At 34.8% G+C, this 17935-nt stretch carries 15 protein-coding genes; 6 read left to right on the forward strand and 9 right to left on the reverse strand.

Annotation, left to right across the window (positions count from 1 at the left end; all coding sequences use genetic code 11):
- The first annotated feature begins 587 nt into the window (after positions 1–587).
- On the forward strand, positions 588–2216 hold the full coding sequence (locus tag ACTDJC_RS18755; protein ID WP_440604344.1) for an L-lactate permease: 1629 nt from the start codon (positions 588–590) through the stop codon (positions 2214–2216).
- 115 nt (positions 2217–2331) lie between these two features.
- Here the strand turns inward: ACTDJC_RS18755 and ACTDJC_RS18760 are convergent, their stop codons facing one another.
- The 3 genes from ACTDJC_RS18760 to gloA2 all read right to left on the reverse strand — a co-directional run bounded on the left by ACTDJC_RS18760 (position 2332) and on the right by gloA2 (position 4477).
- Positions 2332–2457, reverse strand: coding sequence for a hypothetical protein (locus ACTDJC_RS18760; protein WP_301287641.1), 126 nt, complete (start codon positions 2455–2457; stop codon positions 2332–2334).
- A gap of 200 nt (positions 2458–2657) precedes the next feature.
- Entirely contained in the window at positions 2658–3956 is a 1299-nt protein-coding gene (locus ACTDJC_RS18765; RefSeq protein WP_440604380.1) for a hemolysin family protein, read from the reverse strand.
- A gap of 134 nt (positions 3957–4090) precedes the next feature.
- Positions 4091–4477, reverse strand: a complete 387-nt coding sequence (gloA2, locus tag ACTDJC_RS18770) for an SMU1112c/YaeR family gloxylase I-like metalloprotein (protein ID WP_098309030.1) — start codon at positions 4475–4477, stop codon at positions 4091–4093.
- A 165-nt stretch (positions 4478–4642) separates the two neighbouring features.
- Between gloA2 and ACTDJC_RS18775 the strand changes: the two genes are divergently transcribed.
- The 3 genes from ACTDJC_RS18775 (at position 4643) to ACTDJC_RS18785 (ending at position 8653) form a co-directional block, all read left to right on the forward strand.
- Positions 4643–5821 (forward strand): NupC/NupG family nucleoside CNT transporter, encoded by a 1179-nt coding sequence (locus ACTDJC_RS18775; RefSeq protein WP_429717369.1) that lies wholly within the window; start codon positions 4643–4645, stop codon positions 5819–5821.
- Between the two features lie 282 nt (positions 5822–6103).
- Positions 6104–7117, forward strand: a complete 1014-nt coding sequence (locus ACTDJC_RS18780) for an LCP family protein (RefSeq protein WP_098309028.1) — start codon at positions 6104–6106, stop codon at positions 7115–7117.
- Positions 7118–7399: 282 nt separating this feature from the next.
- The gene (locus ACTDJC_RS18785) at positions 7400–8653 is read left to right on the forward strand and encodes a VanW family protein (RefSeq protein ID WP_098309027.1); all 1254 of its coding nucleotides are present in this window, start codon (positions 7400–7402) and stop codon (positions 8651–8653) included.
- A gap of 4 nt (positions 8654–8657) precedes the next feature.
- Here ACTDJC_RS18785 and ACTDJC_RS18790 read toward each other — a convergent pair whose 3' ends face one another.
- Together ACTDJC_RS18790 and ACTDJC_RS18795 are read right to left on the reverse strand one after the other, a co-directional pair.
- Entirely contained in the window at positions 8658–8930 is a 273-nt protein-coding gene (locus ACTDJC_RS18790; protein ID WP_098309026.1) for a hypothetical protein, read from the reverse strand.
- 20 nt (positions 8931–8950) lie between these two features.
- The gene (locus ACTDJC_RS18795) at positions 8951–9463 is read right to left on the reverse strand and encodes an RNase A-like domain-containing lipoprotein (protein ID WP_253628582.1); all 513 of its coding nucleotides are present in this window, start codon (positions 9461–9463) and stop codon (positions 8951–8953) included.
- Positions 9464–9671: 208 nt separating this feature from the next.
- Between ACTDJC_RS18795 and ACTDJC_RS18800 the strand changes: the two genes are divergently transcribed.
- Complete coding sequence (locus tag ACTDJC_RS18800) at positions 9672–10220, forward strand: TVP38/TMEM64 family protein (RefSeq protein WP_440604345.1); 549 nt, start codon at positions 9672–9674, stop codon at positions 10218–10220.
- A 49-nt stretch (positions 10221–10269) separates the two neighbouring features.
- Here the strand turns inward: ACTDJC_RS18800 and ACTDJC_RS18805 are convergent, their stop codons facing one another.
- From ACTDJC_RS18805 to ACTDJC_RS18815, 3 genes are all read right to left on the reverse strand, one after another.
- The gene (locus ACTDJC_RS18805) at positions 10270–11955 is read right to left on the reverse strand and encodes a M4 family metallopeptidase (protein WP_440604346.1); all 1686 of its coding nucleotides are present in this window, start codon (positions 11953–11955) and stop codon (positions 10270–10272) included.
- A gap of 507 nt (positions 11956–12462) precedes the next feature.
- Positions 12463–12591 (reverse strand): NprX family peptide pheromone, encoded by a 129-nt coding sequence (locus ACTDJC_RS18810; RefSeq protein ID WP_440604347.1) that lies wholly within the window; start codon positions 12589–12591, stop codon positions 12463–12465.
- 2 nt (positions 12592–12593) lie between these two features.
- On the reverse strand, positions 12594–13865 hold the full coding sequence (locus ACTDJC_RS18815; protein ID WP_440604348.1) for a tetratricopeptide repeat protein: 1272 nt from the start codon (positions 13863–13865) through the stop codon (positions 12594–12596).
- Between the two features lie 190 nt (positions 13866–14055).
- On the opposite strand from ACTDJC_RS18815, the gene ACTDJC_RS18820 reads away from it, so the two are divergent.
- Positions 14056–15519 (forward strand): nicotinate phosphoribosyltransferase, encoded by a 1464-nt coding sequence (locus ACTDJC_RS18820; protein ID WP_253628577.1) that lies wholly within the window; start codon positions 14056–14058, stop codon positions 15517–15519.
- Positions 15520–15571: 52 nt separating this feature from the next.
- Here ACTDJC_RS18820 and ACTDJC_RS18825 read toward each other — a convergent pair whose 3' ends face one another.
- Positions 15572–17932 carry a heavy metal translocating P-type ATPase gene (locus ACTDJC_RS18825; RefSeq protein WP_440604349.1) on the reverse strand — a complete coding sequence of 787 codons (2361 nt, stop codon included), beginning with the start codon at positions 17930–17932 and terminating at the stop codon, positions 15572–15574.
- Positions 17933–17935: the final 3 nt, after the last annotated feature.

A 17935-nucleotide genomic window follows, 5' to 3' on the forward strand; every position in this document is an offset into this window, starting at 1 on the left:
AAAAAGCAAAGTATCTCTAATGACGTTCATTGCCTTCCAAAGTAATTTTCTCAACATTTTTGTTATATTTTTTACAGGTCATATCCTCTATCCATTTTCTTTGTTCCTAAGGCAGAGGTCTTACTGTCCGTTTGTTCAGGATAAAACATATAAAGTGAAACTTTAATCAGTGGAGGTTTTCTTCATCCCCCACTGATTATTAGTTGAACCAATCGGGCTTTTACGAGCAGTTTATCTCCTACCTGACTTCTTTGCTTTCACCGAATTTCGAGGTGGGAATATTACTGCCCGCAAATAGCGGGATAAAATCAATAATAATAATAAAAATTATGAAAGAATAGATAAACAACATATAACGTATCCTATCTATGTACACTCTTTCCTGTATACCAATTCTTTTAGTTCTTTCCAATTTATTCATAAAATGTAGCAGAATTTTTACAGTTAAGTGTTCTATGGAATAATTATACTTTTCCACGTTGACAATAGTGCTGAGGGAGACTATACTAACAATGTAAGTTGATTGTGAATGGTTTCACAAATAATGTGAATAGCTTCACAAATTATATATAGGAGATGTCACAATTATGAGTACATGGACACAGGTTTACGACCCATTACACAACATTTGGCTATCAGCACTTGTAGCCGCTCTACCAATTTTATTTTTTATACTATGTTTAACAGTGTTTAAAATTAAAGGATACTTATCTGGACTCTATAGCGTTATTTTAGCTATTATTCTTTCTATATTTGTCTATAAGATGCCAGCAACTATGGCTGTATCATCCGCTGCCTTTGGTGTAGCAGCCGGGTTTTATCCAATTTGTACAATTGTTATCGCAGCAATTTTCCTTTACAAACTAACTGTAAAAACTGAGCAATTTAACGTCATTCGTGATAGCATTTCTAGCATTACAAGCGATCCTCGTCTTCAAGTGTTATTAATCGCTTATTCTTTCGGTGCTTTCTTAGAAGGTGCAGCAGGTTTCGGTGTACCAGTCGCTATTACAGCAGCATTACTTGTAGGTATGGGCTTTAACCCATTAAAAGCAGCTGGTATTTGTTTAGTTGCCAATATTGCTGGTGGTGCGATGGGAGCAATGGGTATTCCAGTTACAGTACCTGCTCAATTAACACAACTAGATCCATTAATTGTTGGTCGTCAAGCTGTAACATTATTACCTTTCATTAGCTTTGTATTACCATTCTTACTTGTTGCAATCGTTGATGGTTTTAAAGGAATTAAAGAAACTTGGCAAGGTATTCTTGTAAGCGGCGGTTCTTTCGCTCTTACTCAATTCGTTGTAACATATTTCCTTGGTGCAGAACTTACTGATATTTTCGCAGCTGTTGTCAGCATGATTGCATTAGCATTATTCTTACGTGTATGGCAGCCGAAATCTTCAGAAAAAAGTAAAACAAAACAAAAACAGACAGAAAAACATAGTTATACTATGAAACAAATTTTATATGCTTGGTCACCATTTGTATTCTTAACTGTATTTGTAACAATTTTCAACTTAAAACCAGTAAAAGCCTTATTCGCTCCAGATGGTGCATTAAGTAACTTAATATGGAATATTCAAGTACCTGGCCTGCACAATCATGTGATTAAAACAGCGCCAATCGTTAAAGCAAATACACCGTTTCCAGCAATCTTTAAGTTAGATGTATTCTCATCAACAACTACTGCAATTGTACTTGCAATTATCGTATCTTTACTTGTATTCCGTGTAAGTGGTAAGTTAATAAAAGAATTAACTGTTGAAACATTAAAAGAGTTAAAAGCACCAATTTATACAATCTGTAGTGTAATTGCATTAGCATATGTAACAAACTATTCTGGTATGTCTTCAACTCTTGGATTAGCCTTTTCATCTACTGGAAAAATCTTTCCAATATTTTCTCCAATCTTAGGTTGGATTGGCGTATTCATAACAGGTTCTGTAGTATCTAGCGGCTCTCTATTTGCACCTCTTCAAGCTGTTACAGCCGCTCAATTAGATATCAACCCTTCTACTCTTGTTGCCTTAAACGTAGTAGGCGGTACAATGGCAAAAATGGTATCACCACAATCAGTTGCTGTAGCTTGCGCGGCAGTTGGAATAGTTGGTAAAGAATCAGAGCTATTTAAAATGACAATGAAATACAGCTTAATCTTCTTATTAATTATTAGCTTACTTCAACTGAACGCTGTGTTCCATATTTTCTAATATAAAAGGCTGATGACTCGTTCATCAGCCTTTTGCTTTATTTATTCACTTAAAATATAATACTTCATGCTCCCTAATGGATCCTCAACTCTAAGCTATTACAAGCATCTAGCATCTAAACATGGACAATTGGTTCTAACGTTACTCCAAATGCAAAATGATTTTTCTTAACCTCTTCTCCTGCTAAAATTCCCCATGATCCTAATATTTTCTTATTTTTTCCAATACAAAAAACGCACATCGTCTTTCTTCATTTACTATAATGCCCTATTAATAAGAAAAAACAGCTATTTATCCCGCATTAACGGGCAGTAAGACCCCCACCTCAAGATGTAGAGAGAATCGAAGACGATAGGTGGGGATAACTGCCCGTAAAAGCCCGATTGGGCGGGCTTTCCATCAGTGAGGGATGACCCCCTTCCCACTGATGGAAGTCTCACTTTATAAAGCTACTGTTTTTTCTTCTGTTTCCAATTTTTTTATCTCTATTCGCTTAATTTGATGAGTATCTTTTTCAAGAATAGTAAATGTCCACTCACCAACAACAATAGCATCTCCTTCTGCAATCGGTTGTCCTTGCATCATTAACCAACCACCAATTGTGTCGACATCATGTTCGTCCAAATGTAAGCCAAATAAATCATTAATTTCACTTACTAACACTTTCCCATCCACTACTTTGCAATTTTCACTAACATCTTGAATAGGTGGGTGTTCATCCTCATCATATTCATCTCGAATTTCTCCCACAATCTCTTCTAGAATATCCTCAAGTGTAACCAGCCCTGCAGTTCCACCGTATTCGTCATATAAAATTGCGAGTGGAATACGTTTTTTTTGCATATTCAACAATAAGTCATGTATTGGAATGTTTTCCATTACTTCAATAACTGGTCTTGTATATGTCATGATTGATTTTGCTTCTCGTTTTTCCCCATCTATATAACGGATGAAGAAATCTTTCACATTCACCATTCCCATAACTTCATCTTTGTCTTCACCGAATACTGGATATCTTGTATATTTTTCTTGTCGAATAATTTCAATATGTGTTTCAAATAAATCTTCAGCATATAATCCAACAATTTCCGTTCGCGGTACCATAATTTCTTTCGCAAGACGATTGTCAAATTCAAAAATATTGTTTACGTATTTAAATTCCGCTTGATTAATTTCCCCGCTTTCATAACTCTCTGATAAGATGAGACGGAGCTCTTCTTCTGAGTGTGCAACTTCATGTTCAGAAGCAGGTTTTAGTCCAAATAAACTTGTCACAAAACGAGCGGCATGATTTAATGTCCAAATAAATGGATACATAATGCGATAAAAATAAATTAATGGCTTTGAAAACATTAGACTAATGTGTTCTGCCTTTTGAATTGCAAATGTTTTTGGTGCTAATTCACCAATTACAACATGTAAAAATGTAATAACAGCAAATGCAATAACAAAAGATACAGTACTAGCAATTGAAGGAGAGATTTGAAATTTAATCAATATAGGCTCTAATACATGTTTTACAGTTGGTTCACCTAACCATCCAAGTCCAAGTGCCGTAATTGTAATTCCAAACTGACAGGCTGACAAATATTCATCTAAATTAGAAATAACTTTTTTTGCTGCTATTGCTCCTCGCCTTTTTTCTCCTACGAGTTGATCAATACGACTAGTGCGTACTTTGACAATCGCAAATTCAATTGCAACAAAAAAACCCGTTAACGCAATTAAAACTGCAACCAGTATTAAATTCCCTATTTCCAAGTATCTCCCTTAGCTGCAGACAACTAAGGTTACACCTCCTGCAAAGATAAGTTTAACTTTCTTTATTTTCTCTCTTTCCCTCATAAGAAAAACTGTATAAATTTCACCAATTTTTATTTCTCATATAATTCAAGTGGTAAACCATCTGGATCTTGGAAAAATACAAAACGTTTTCCAGTAATTTCATCGATTCGAATTGCTTCAGTTTGTATACCATGCTGCTGTAAATATGAAACAGCTTCTTCTATACATTCAACAGCAAACGCTAAATGTCTCAATCCCGCTGCCTCCGGAAAACTTTTTCGCCTTGGAGGATTAGGAAATGAAAATAATTCAATTTGATATGTATCTCCAACACATAAATCAAGCTTATATGACTCTCTTTCTTCTCGATATACTTCACGTAGAACTTGAAAACCGAGTACTTCTGTATAGAATTTTTTTGATACTCCATAATTTGAACAAATAATTGCGATGTGGTGAACATGAGTAATATTCATCGTATCTTTTCCTTTCTTGTATATTCTTCTATGAAATGAAAAACCTATATATAAAGTGAAACTTCCATCAGTATGTTTTTTCATCTCCACTGATGGAAAGCTCTCACCAATCAGGTTTTTACGGACAGTAAGGCAAGAGAAAACTATTCATACAGGAGGGTTACTATGAAATTTTTCACATTTGTGCTCGGACTCATTGTTGTTTTTTTTCTTGCTTTTATAGCAAGTAACAATAGAAAACATATTAAGTTCAAGCCGATTCTTATCATGCTTATTATACAATTAATCCTAACGTTCCTATTATTAAATACACAAATGGGACTTATCTTTGTAACAGCAATTTCAAATTTATTTAATGAGTTATTAAAATATGCTGCGGCAGGTGTAAACTTTGTATTTGGCGGTTTATTAAACAAAGGCGAAATGTCTTTCTTTTTAAACGTTTTACTTCCAATTGTATTTATCTCTGTCTTAATTGGAATCTTACAACACTTCAAAATTCTACCATTTGTTATTCGATGGATTGGTTTTTTCCTTAGTAAAATAAATGGCCTCGGTAAATTAGAGTCCTATAACGCAGTTGCCTCTGCTATTGTCGGACAATCAGAAGTGTTTATTACTGTAAAAAAACAGCTCGGACAAATTCCAAAACATCGTCTATATACACTATGTGCTTCAGCAATGTCTACAGTATCCATGTCCATTGTCGGTGCCTATATGACGATGATTGAACCAAAGTATGTTGTAACTGCTCTCGTCTTAAACTTATTTAGTGGATTTATTATCGTATTAATCATTAATCCATACGATGTGAAAGACGAAGAAGATATTTTAGAAGTCAAGGAAGAAAAACAAACTTTCTTCGAAATGCTGGGAGAGTACATTTTAGATGGATTTCGTGTCGCAGTTGTTGTTGGAGCAATGTTGATCGGTTTCGTTGCTCTTATAAGCGCTATTAATGGTTTATTTGCAATCATTTTTGGTATTACATTTCAACAATTACTTGGGTATGCATTTTCTCCAATTGCTTTTATTATTGGCGTACCTGCTGCAGAAATTGTACAAGCAGGCAGTATTATGGCGACAAAGCTTATTACAAATGAATTTGTGGCCATGATGGATTTAAATAAACTTGCAAATACACTCTCTCCTCGTACGATAGGTATTATTTCTGTCTTTCTAGTATCTTTTGCAAATTTCTCTTCTATTGGAATTCTTTCAGGAGCAGTAAGAAGCTTACATGAAGAACAAGGAAATGTTGTTGCCAGATTTGGCTTAAAGCTCCTATACGGAGCAACTTTAGTAAGTATTCTATCTGCAATTATTGTGAGTATTATGATTTAAATAGGTAAAATTTTAATCTTTTTTTTTCTTTATTTTTTATATACAATAATATTTAAGCAGATGCCTTCATTACTGTAAGGCATCTGCTTTTTGTATAGCAACTTTTCATACACTGAGAATTATAAGATATCTATATAGAACGATATGTTTCATATATTTCATTTTCGTGTCAATTAAAAATTTATAGTGAAAACCCCTTATATTTATGTACAATAGAAAGTGTGCCTTTTTTAAAAATTATAAGAAAATATTTTAATTGATTGTTTAAAAGGAGAAAGATTAATGAAGCCTGATTTAGAAACGACAGATAGAGCGGCAAAAAAGCGTTCTAAGAAAAAGCGTATACTATGGTTTGTTCTCATTCCTTTATTCCTTGTGATTATTGGAGGAGGCAGCTATTTCTTCCACATATATAACAAAGCACAAGCTGTTGCAAACGGTGCATTCTCAGAATTAGGACGAGGAGATAAATCGGCAAAGCGCGAAAAAGCAGTGAAGCCGATGACAGATAATGTTTCCATCTTAATCATGGGTGTAGATGAAAGTAAGACCCGAGAAAAAGAGTACGGAACTGCAACTCGTACAGATGCATTATTACTTGCAACAATTAATAAAAACGATAAATCTGTAAAACTATTAAGCATTCCTCGTGATTCTCGAGTATATATTCCATCACGAAAAAAAGAAGATAAAATTAACCATGCACATGCATTCGGTGGTGTTGATAGTACAATTGATACAGTAGAACGTTTTTTAGATGTTCCTGTTGATTATTACGTGAAATTTAACTTTGAATCATTTATAGAAATTGTTGATTCTCTTGGCGGCATTGATGTAGATGTACCAGTTACATTTACTGAACAAGATAGTAAAGACAATCCTGATGCTATTCACCTTGAAAAAGGTCGTCAGCACTTAAATGGCGAAGAAGCACTTGCGCTAGCGAGAACACGCCATATTGATACTGACTATATGCGCGGCCAACGTCAACAACTTGTTTTAGAAGCAATCGCTGAAAAAGCATTATCTGTAAATTCGATTGACAAACTTGGTGGTTTACTAGATGCGGTAGATAACGATATCAAAACAAACTTGACTTTCGATGATATGATGGCAATTACTAAAAACATGATGAGTTCTGACCTAAAAATGGATAAATTGCAAATAAAAGGAAAAGACGAATATATTGATGGTATATATTATTACGTTCCTGAAGAAGAAAGTGTTCAAGCTATTTCTGAAGAACTACAAAATCACCTTGGTGTTACAAGTAAATCAGATCATAAGAAACTATAAGAAAAAAACAGCTGTTGTGTATACAACAGCTGTTTTTTTCTTATATACACCTACATACATTTCATACTGCAATACAAACATGAATTTCTTTGCCTCCCCCTCATAAAATTCTAATTTAAGGTAATTATATTACAAAAATGTAACGTTTTTTTACAAAAATATTACACAGACAATAAAATTAATAGTATACTAGTGTGTAATTAATACTTTTTTATCATTTTATACGTTAAAAATAATACATATCATACATAACCTAAAAATTTTATTTTGGGGGGGAAATAAATGAAATTACGTAATTGGATTATTGGTTCTGTGATTGCCGGTGGAATCATTCTTTGTGCTGGCGGTGTTAGCGCTTATCAATATGTATCCAAATTGAATAATCAGTTAGATACATACGTTTTACCCCACACAACATTTGAAGGTATTTCCTTAGATGGCAAAACGAAAGCAGACGTTCAACAAATTGTTCAACAAAAAGTTGATGAATTAAATAAAAAATCCGTGAACTACACCTTCCAAGACAACACACAGACATATACTTGGCAAGAACTAGGCGTTGAATATAAGGGTACAAATGTTGCGGATGAAATTTTCAAAGAACAACAGAGCAATATTTCTAATCGTTATAAAATGCGTAAACAAGCTGAAAAAGGTGAACTAAAGCGTGACTATAAGCTAGATCCTTCTATAAACACAGCAAAATACGATGCATTTATAAAAGAGAAATACAATGACCTCCTAGTAGAGCCTGTCAATGCAGAGTTATCTGTTTCTGGAACAACGGTTAATATTAACGAAAGTAAAGATGGCGAGAAAGTTGATAAAGAAAAATTAAAATCCTTAACAACAGAAGCAATTGCTACAAATAAACAGGATATCCAAGTTCCAATTACAGCAGTGAAACCAGAACACTCAACAGAAGATGTGAAAAACATGGGGATTCAAGGAGTAATTGCTGAATATTCTACTCCGTTGGCTGGCCGAAATGCGAATCAAACATTTAACGTACAACGTGCTACCAACACATTAACAGGAGTACTTGTTGCACCCGGTGAAACATTTAGCTTTAACAACCGCGTTGGCATTACAGATGCAGCACATGGCTATAAATCAGCGGCTGTATATGTAAATGGAAAAGTAGAACAAAGTGCCGGCGGTGGTGTTTGCCAAGTAAGCAGCACATTATATGGTGCTGTATTGCGTGCTGACTTAGGAGTTGTAGCCCGGAGTAATCATTCTTTACCAGTCCATTACTTACCACTTGGTCAAGATGCAGCTGTTGCTGACTATGGTCCTGATTTGAAATTTACAAATAATACTGGTAAGTATATTTACATTCAATCATTCACGGATGGCAGCAGTGTAACTGCTCGTATTTTCGGTACAGATACAGGAAAAAATGTAGAAGTTTCTTCGAAAGTTATAAGTGAAACAGATAAAAACATTGTGGCTGTAACATATAAAAAAGTAACACAAAACGGGCAAGTACTCTCCAACGGTCAAATTTCAAAAAGCACATACAAAAAGGCGTGATGATTCACGCCTTTTTGTTTTGTAATATAGAAACAAAATTACTAATATGTGCTTTTGTTTCTTCTATTGTCCATATACGATTCCCATACCGCTCAGCTTCTTGACACACTTTCTTCCAATCTTCTATTTTTTGCATTTGAACAAATTCATGTAATAATTTCTTCTTCGTTTCTTGTTCTTCCTGTTCTTTAAATTGTTGCATAAGATCAGTCATTTCTTCTTCATATATACTTAGTGTACAATATGCCTTAAGGAAATATTGAAATGTCGAATACATAAATCTCTCTCCTTTCTTATTTATTCAGAAGGATAAGAAGTAATAATTTTAAAGCCTAGCTCACTCCCTTTATCTTTCTGCAACACAGTCACTGTATTACGAAGTCCATCTTTTACACGCATATCTTTTTTTAATACTGTTTTTCCAACTGGAAATGCATGCTTTGTATTTAATACAAGACGGTTTTCCTTCGATTCTTTCAGCCATGTATTAATTTCTTTTTCATGCTGCTTTAAACTATCTTTTACCGCCTTTGTTGCCGTTTCTTTATCGTAATATGTACTTGCAGCCGATACTTTATCTGTACGCAATCGTTCTTTTAACTGCTCTTCTGTTTTGCCAACGTGACGCTCTAATGTATGACCATTTTTCGGTGGTCCTTCCATTTCATCTAAAATGTTGTCACTAACATTTACAACTGCTGCACTATTTTCTTTCGATGTAGTTTGTTTTTGTTGCTGTCCTGAACATCCACTTAATACAATTATCATCATAAGCATTACGCTTATAACAACATTCCGTAATCGTTTCATCGTATCACCTCTTCCATGATTATTGTATTATCTTTAGAAAAAGTCAATTTTAGCTCTTAGAGAAACTATCACGTACAACAGATACCCCTTTCTCCCCTAACAATACCAATATAGAGCATATAAATAAGATTTTTTATTTAACTATTCTATTGTCTCCATATGAAAAATATGGTGTAATGCTTAAAAAGGTAAAGGAAATTTAATTCATATGGAAGAAACGATTCATTCTTTTCTCACAGCACATCAAACAGTTGCAATCCCACTTAGCATTTTACTCAATATTCTTATTAGCTTAGCAGCCTTTATTCCTAGTATTTTTTTAACTGCTATTAACATCACACTATTTGGAGTAACAGAAGGAACACTCATATCCATTACGGGGGAAGCATTAGGAGCTATCATCTCTTTTTATTTATATCGTCTTGGTTTTCAAAAAACTGCTCAAAAAAATATAGATAAATACCCAAAGGTACAAAGACTTCTTTATGTACAAGGAAAAGAAGCTTTCTTTCTCGTTTTATCATTTCGCCTCGTTCCCTTTATCCCTTCTGGCATTGTTACATTGTTTGCATCTCTTGGAACGATGTCCATTCTAACTTTTAGCGTCGCTAGTACACTTGGTAAAATACCAGCATTACTTATTGAAGTGTATTCCACCTATCACGTTATGAACGGAACAAATGAAGCAAAGTGGATTATTGCTATTGCTGGTTGTATCGGCTTGTTTTATGTATGGAAAACATGGAAGAAACAATGAAAAAAAGGAGCATATGCTCCTTTTTTCATTATATAAAGGGAAGTGGAACTTAGTTCACACCAACTGCATCATATGATTGCTTCACAGCCGTCACTTCTGCAGAGCTTGCGCCGTATAAGTCAGCTGCTGCTTGTACTAAGGCAGCACGAGCTTGACTGAAAGTTGCAGATTGAGTTAAGTATACTGTATTTGCACGATAGTAGATTGCACCTACTTTATCTTTACCAATGCCATTTACAGTTACACCATAATGCGTACCGCCATTTGCTAATAAGTAAGCAGCTTTATTGACAATACTACTATTTGTATGAACGCCGCCATTATCACTCGTTCCTGTATAACGTTTAGAATAATGATCTGGGTCACCATACTTTGTTGGATCACTCATAGAACGAAGAGCATCCCCAGCCGTACCAGGTGTATAAATATCTTCCCCAATTTCCCAATCTGGATTACGATTATCATAGTATTCTACTAACGTTCCAAAAATATCAGAAATTGCCTCATTTAATGCACCAGATTCATTTTGATAAATAAGATTAGAACTTCTTTCTGTCACAGCATGTGTTAATTCATGTCCAATTACATCTAAACCACCAGATAATGGAGCGAATGTGTATCCATCTCCATCCCCATACACCATTTGTGACCCATTCCAGAAGGCATTGTTATAGCTTCTGCTATAGTGAACCGTAGATTTTAACGCTGCACCGGCATTGTCATAAGAATTGCGGTTAAACGTATTTTTATAGTAATCATACGTTACACCTGCATAATAATGAGCATCCACTGCTGCTGCATCATTACTAGCATTAAAGATATTATCTGCATCCGCCCATAACGTTCCTGGAAGAGTAGTACGATTATTCCCATTGTATGTGTAAATTGTTGCACCGCGTGTATTATCTTGTAAATAATAGCTAGATCCAGATAATGTTGTATTAATAGACTTTGTGTCACCTAGTACACCTTTACCTGTTCCTACTTTATTTGTTCCTGTTACAGGCTTAGTAGTAGATCCAACTGCAGGTTTAATTGGTGACTTATTTTCATTTGTTACATTATCAATTGTATTATATTTGTTTAAAACTTTACCGCTATCAGCTTCAATGAAATAATAATAGTTTCCTGGCTCTGGATCTAAGAAGTTTAATTTCACAACATATGCATATGTTGTTTCTTGACCATTTTGATATACATATAAATCCGCAGATGGCTCTACTTCATACTTTGGAGTGAACCCTAAGTCTTGTTGTGCAATTGCAATTGCTTTTTTTCCTTCAATTTTATTTTTGTTTTTCAATTTCTCTTTCTTGTCTAACTCAGGCGCAACTGTTCCTGATACAACTTTTAATGCACCATCTTTTCCAACATGAGCCACTTGGGTAGATCCCCATACTGGTACACCTTCATATACTTGTTGTAAACGGACAACTGTTGCATCGCCAACAGAGTCTTTTGTAACTTGTTGTACTTTAAAAGATTCTTCTGCACTTTTTGCGCCTAGTTTATAATCCTTTTTAGAAGCATTTAAATAATCAAATACAACAGATTCTGCCTTCTTTCCTGATGCACCAGTTAGATTGCCCGATACAAACTCAGGAGACTGTACTGTCTCATTGTATTTCTTTGTGGAAAGTACATTCTTTGATTCTGCAAAGGCAGAGCTTGTCCCCCCAAATGTTGTTACTGCCATTCCAGCTGCTAACACAAACGCTAAACTCTTTTTCTTCATATTCTCTTCCCCCTAGCAAAAGTTTTTTTAAAAGAGTAGCTTTATAGTAGCATTAAGTTTTCACTATTAAAATACTGAAAATTGAAATAATTTCTTTCTCAAGTTTTGTAGAATTTTGACGAGCAATTTTTGAAAAACTCCTTTCCATCAGGAAAGGGATTTTCTCTTCTACGCTATACTATTTAAGTACTCGTGTTGAGTGGATTCAAATACAATAAACAACTTATTATTTAGATATCTCCATGTTTTATTTCTCAAGTTTTGTGAAATTTGGGCGAACACTTTTTGAAAAAGTCTCTCTAAGACAGATAAATAATTATATACAAGATTACACTCACCAGTGCTCAAGTGAACATAAAAAAAGATGGCCTCGGTACAATACCGAAACCACCTTTTAAGTTCTTGATTTTCTAAAGATCTTTTTATCCCGCACTGATGGAAATTTTACTCTATTAAACTATCCTTTTATAGAGGACAGTTCAAATAGATAGAAACTTTTTAATTGAATTATATATTTACAACTTCAGTTTCATTAGCTTCTTGTCCAAAAATATCTGGTTTTTGAGTATATTGCGTATCAGCTAATACAACTACTGACACTACTGTTAAAATGATACCTATTACTACTTTTTTCATCCTTATCCCTCCCGTATCATTTCGAGCGCTTCAATTGCTAATTTATAATAATCATTACTTTCTTTAAACTGAAAAGAATTAGAGAAGTATTCAGCGAGCTCAATATATACTTTCTTTAATTCTTTTATACTTCCTGCACTTTTAAAAAAAGGTATCGCTTCTGTTTCTAAGAATACTTTATATACACTTGGTTCTGTAAAATACTTATAACGAAGCATAAGGAGTAAGTACAACTTCGTATTACACCTTTCATCTTTCTTAGCAGAAATTATTGCCTTATCAATCCACTCTTTTGTTTCTTCTAATTGTTCAAGATGAATACATTGAATAGCCATCTCATATAACGTATCGACGTAGTTCACATCTTCTTCTTTTTGATATTGTAAACTTTCTACATAATATTTTTTAGCTTCTTCATACTTTTGCTTTCTATAATATATATTGCCAATGTTACCTAATACGATTGACATCAATACATCTTTTCCTGAAAAAGAATCCGCTTCACGCAGTATACTTTCATAAATTTTTAATGCTTCATCATACTGCCCTTTTTCAACATAGCTTAACGCAACGACAATTTGACAATTAATCACATTTCGGAACTTATATTCATTTCGAAATCCTTCCATAGCAATATTAGCAAAATGAAGTGCCATATGTGGAATTTCTAAATGACTATATGCAAGTGCTAAATTATAATAAATTCCGGTTTCATAATAATTTTGCTCTTTTGCCATTAGTTCTGTCTGAACTAAAAACTGTAATCCCTCTTGCCACTTATGTTGTAGGCAATAGCATAAAGCTTGACTATACTTATATAACAGTTGCTGAAATGGGGAGTATTTTTTATAAACTTTCTTAAGTTTCTCCAACTCTTCTTTAAGGGCTGGTATATTTCTCTTCATAATTAAATACCGTGTATATAACAATTTATAGTAATTTACAATTTCAAAATCTACAATTTGCTTCATTTCGCTTTCTAGTTCTCTATATAAATTTTCAACTCTATGCTTATCTAAGTGAACTAGAGCCCTTAACCACTCCTCCAACTTCTCTTTCACTTCCGCTTCAATATCTCTTAAATCCGAAACCGCAATCTCTAATCTTGCGCATAACAACTGCAATATTTCCTCAGAAGCTTCAATTCGCCCATTTTCAATTTTACTTAAATATGAGACGGAACAAATGCCTTGACAAAGCTCTTCTTGTGTCATTTTTTGTTGGAGTCGCTTGTAAAAAATTTGCTTACCCATTTTTTCTAAATTTTGCCGCATACGTCCCTCCTCCATTCTACTTTATACCCTATTACCTTAATAATACATAAAATTAAACGAAAGATAAATTGATAAATAAAAATATTCTGAATGATTTTTTTATTTATTTTCACTTTATAACATTTATGGTATTTAGCAAAAAAATAAAAAAAGAGGTATACTATAACCAATATATGGAGGTGTTTACGTTATGACGCATTATAAAGACGATAGTTACGCCTTACACACAGACTTATATCAAATTAATATGGCTTATACATATTGGAAAGATAATATTCATAACCGCCGTGCAGTATTTGATTTATACTTTCGCAAGCTACCTTTTGAAAACGGTTATGCTATTTTTGCAGGGCTTGAAAAGATTATAGAGTATGTGGAGAGCTTTGGATTTACAGATAGTGATATTGCCTATCTAAAGGAACTTCAATTTGAGGAAGATTTTTTACACTACTTACAAAATATGAAGTTTAGCGGATCCATTCGCAGCATGCAGGAAGGCGAAGTTGTCTTTCATAATGAACCGCTTTTACGTATAGAAGCACCACTTGGAGAAGCACAAATTATTGAAACGGCCCTCTTAAATATTGTGAACTACCAAACATTAATCGCAACAAAAGCTGCACGGATGAAGCATGCAGCTGGTGATGATGAGCTCCTTGAATTCGGAACCCGCCGCGCTCATGAGTTTGATGCAGCACTTTGGGGAACACGCGCAGCATTCATCGGTGGGTTTTCCTCAACAAGTAATGTTCGGGCAGGAAAACGTTTTGGTATCCCTGTTGCCGGCACACATGCTCATTCTTTTGTACAAGCGTATCGTGATGAATATGTAGCATTCAAGAAATATGCAGAAACACATAAAAAATGCGTTTTTCTTGTTGATACGTATGACACATTAAAATCTGGTGTACCAAATGCCATCCGCGTAGCAAAGGAATTCGGGGACCGCATTGATTTTTATGGCATCCGTCTTGATAGCGGAGATATGGCATACTTATCAAAAGAAGCACGCAAAATGCTAGATAATGCTGGTTTTACGAATACAAAAATTATCGCTTCAAGCGACTTAGATGAATACACCATCTTACATTTAAAATCACAAGGGGCAAAAATTGACGTATGGGGTGTTGGAACAAAATTAATTACATCATTTGAACAACCAGCATTAGGCGCCGTTTATAAACTAGTTTGTATTGAAGACGAAAATGGCGTACTAAACGACACGATTAAAATTTCTTCCAATCCTGAAAAAATTACAACACCAGGATTAAAGCGTCTCTATCGTATTATCAATCGTACCAATCATCATGCAGAAGGTGATTATATTGCATTAGAGACAGAAGAACCACAGCAAGAAGAGCGCTTAAAAATGTTCCACCCTGTTCATACGTATATTAGTAAGTTTGTCACGAACTTTGAAGCAAAAGAACTGCATCATGATATTTTCGTAAACGGACAGCGCACATACGAATTGCCAGACATACTTGATATTCAACGCCACACACAACACAGTTTAGCATCCTTGTGGGAAGAATATAAACGGACACTGAATCCAGAAGAATATCCAGTCGATTTAAGTCAAGCGTGCTGGGACCATAAAATGAACTATATCCAAACAGTGCGAGAACAAATTGCAAATTCTACAAAAAAATAAGGAGAGAAGCATCTCGCTTCTCTCCTTTTGCTTTTATAAATTGAAACTTCTATTAGGCTTTTACTCGTAACACACGCATCGCATTTAACACAGCTAGCAAAGTGACACCAACATCTGAGAAGACTGCTTCCCACATTGTCGCAATGCCAAATGCCCCTAATAAAAGAACAACACCTTTTATCCCTAAAGCAAAAATGATATTTTGCCATACGATACTGCGAGTACGTTTTGAAATTTGAATAGCCGTTGCAATCTTCGAAGGTTCATCTGTCATAATTACAATGTCAGCTGCTTCAATTGCTGCATCTGATCCTAAACCGCCCATTGCAATACCGACATCTGCTCTAGCTAATACTGGTGTATCGTTAATGCCATCCCCAACGAATGCTATTTTTTCTTTCGGATGTTTTGTCGCATCAATTTTTTCAATCTCTTCTACTTTTTGCTGTGGCAACAGTTCTGCATGTACTTCGTCAACACCAAGTTGTTTCCCAACTGCTTCTCCGACTAATTTTGCATCGCCAGTTAACATAGCGGTTCTTTTCACACCAAGTTGTTTTAATAATTGAATGGCTTGCTTAGCATCCTCTTTGATTTCATCAGAAATGACAATGTATCCGGCATACACACCATCTACGGCTACGTGTACGAGTGTTCCAACAGTTTGCGGTTGCTGGAATGTAATATTTTCTTTACTCATTAACTTTGCATTTCCAGCAAAAATTTCTTTTCCACTAACTTTCACAACTGTACCATGACCAGAAATTTCATTATAATCTTCAATAATATGTTCATTGATTACTTTTCCATATGCAGCTCGAATTGACTGTGCGATTGGGTGATTTGAATATACTTCTGCAAATGCTGCATACTCTAACAATTCTTCTTTCGTCACAAATTCGCTTGGTTGCATATTTGTTACTTTAAATACACCTTTTGTTAACGTACCTGTTTTATCAAATACGATATGTTTTACATCATTTAATGCTTCTAAATAGTTACTGCCCTTTATTAAAATTCCGTTCTTAGATGCTGCGCCAATACCACCGAAGAAACTAAGTGGAATAGAAACAACCAATGCACAAGGGCAAGAAATAACAAGAAAGACTAATGCTCTATAAATCCAATCTGAGAACGTTGCCCCCTCTATAATAAGTGGTGGAACAAAGGCTAATGCTGCAGCTGTAATTACGACAGCCGGTGTATAGTAACGAGCAAATTTCGTAATAAAGTTTTCTGTCGGTGCTTTACGACTACTTGCATTTTGCACCAAATCAAGAATTTTTGAAACAGTGGATTCACCGTATTCTTTCGTCACTTCAATTATTAATACACCATTTTGGTTAACGAAACCACTTAATACGTCGCTGCCAACTTCTACTTCACGCGGTACAGATTCTCCTGTTAACGCTGATGTATCTACCATCGATGCCCCTTCTATTACTTTACCGTCTAATGGTACTTTTTCACCTGGTTTGACGATAATGAAGTCACCGATTTGTACATCCTCTGGTGATACTTGTTTCGTTTCATTCCCTAGCTTTAAGTTTGCATAGTCGGGTCTAATATCCATTAATGAACTAATAGATTTACGTGAACGATTCACTGCCATACTTTGGAACAGTTCGCCTACTTGATAAAAGAGCATAACCGCGACCGCTTCTGAATAGTTTTGAGTCCCAAAAGCACCAAGTGTTGCAATTGCCATTAAGAAATTTTCATCAAACACTTGCCCGCGTACAATATTCTTTGCAGCACGTAAAACTATATCGCCGCCTATAATAATATAAGCAATCACGAAAAGTGGAATTGTGATGATTTGCGGTAATGAAACTAGTGCAGCAATAGCAGTTAAAATCGCCCCAATCGATAACCGCCAAATCATTTTTTTCGTATTCGCTTCTCCGTGATCATGACTATGATTATGTTCTGTTTTCTCTTTCTCACGCACTACGTTTACTTCTGGTTCTAATTTCTGTACGACTTCTTTTATGTTCGCAATAGTTGTCTCTAATTCTTGTTTGTTTGCTACTTCTACTCTTAATTTTTTAGAAACAAAATCAACAGATGCGGATGTAACTGCAGGCATTTCGCCTACTTTTGTTTCTATTTTCATCGCGCAGTTTGCACAATCCAAACCTTCTAGTATAAATGTTTCTTTTGCAGTTCTCGTTTTTTGTTCTTCTTTCACATGAATATGCGGTTCTAATTTATTTACAAGTCGCTTTGCTTCCATTACAACATGTTCTTCTTTTTGTTTCGCTGTTTCTACCGTCATTGTTTTCGTTACAAAGTTAACAGAACAAGAAGATACCCCTTCTAAATCTCCAACACCTTTTTCAATTTTCATCGCGCAGTTCGCACAATCCAAGCCTTCTAACACAAGTTTTCGTTTTACCAATGCTTCCCCCATATG

The organism is Bacillus sp. GB_SG_008, from assembly GCF_052038115.1.
Lineage (GTDB): Bacteria > Bacillota > Bacilli > Bacillales > Bacillaceae_G > Bacillus_A > Bacillus_A rhizoplanae.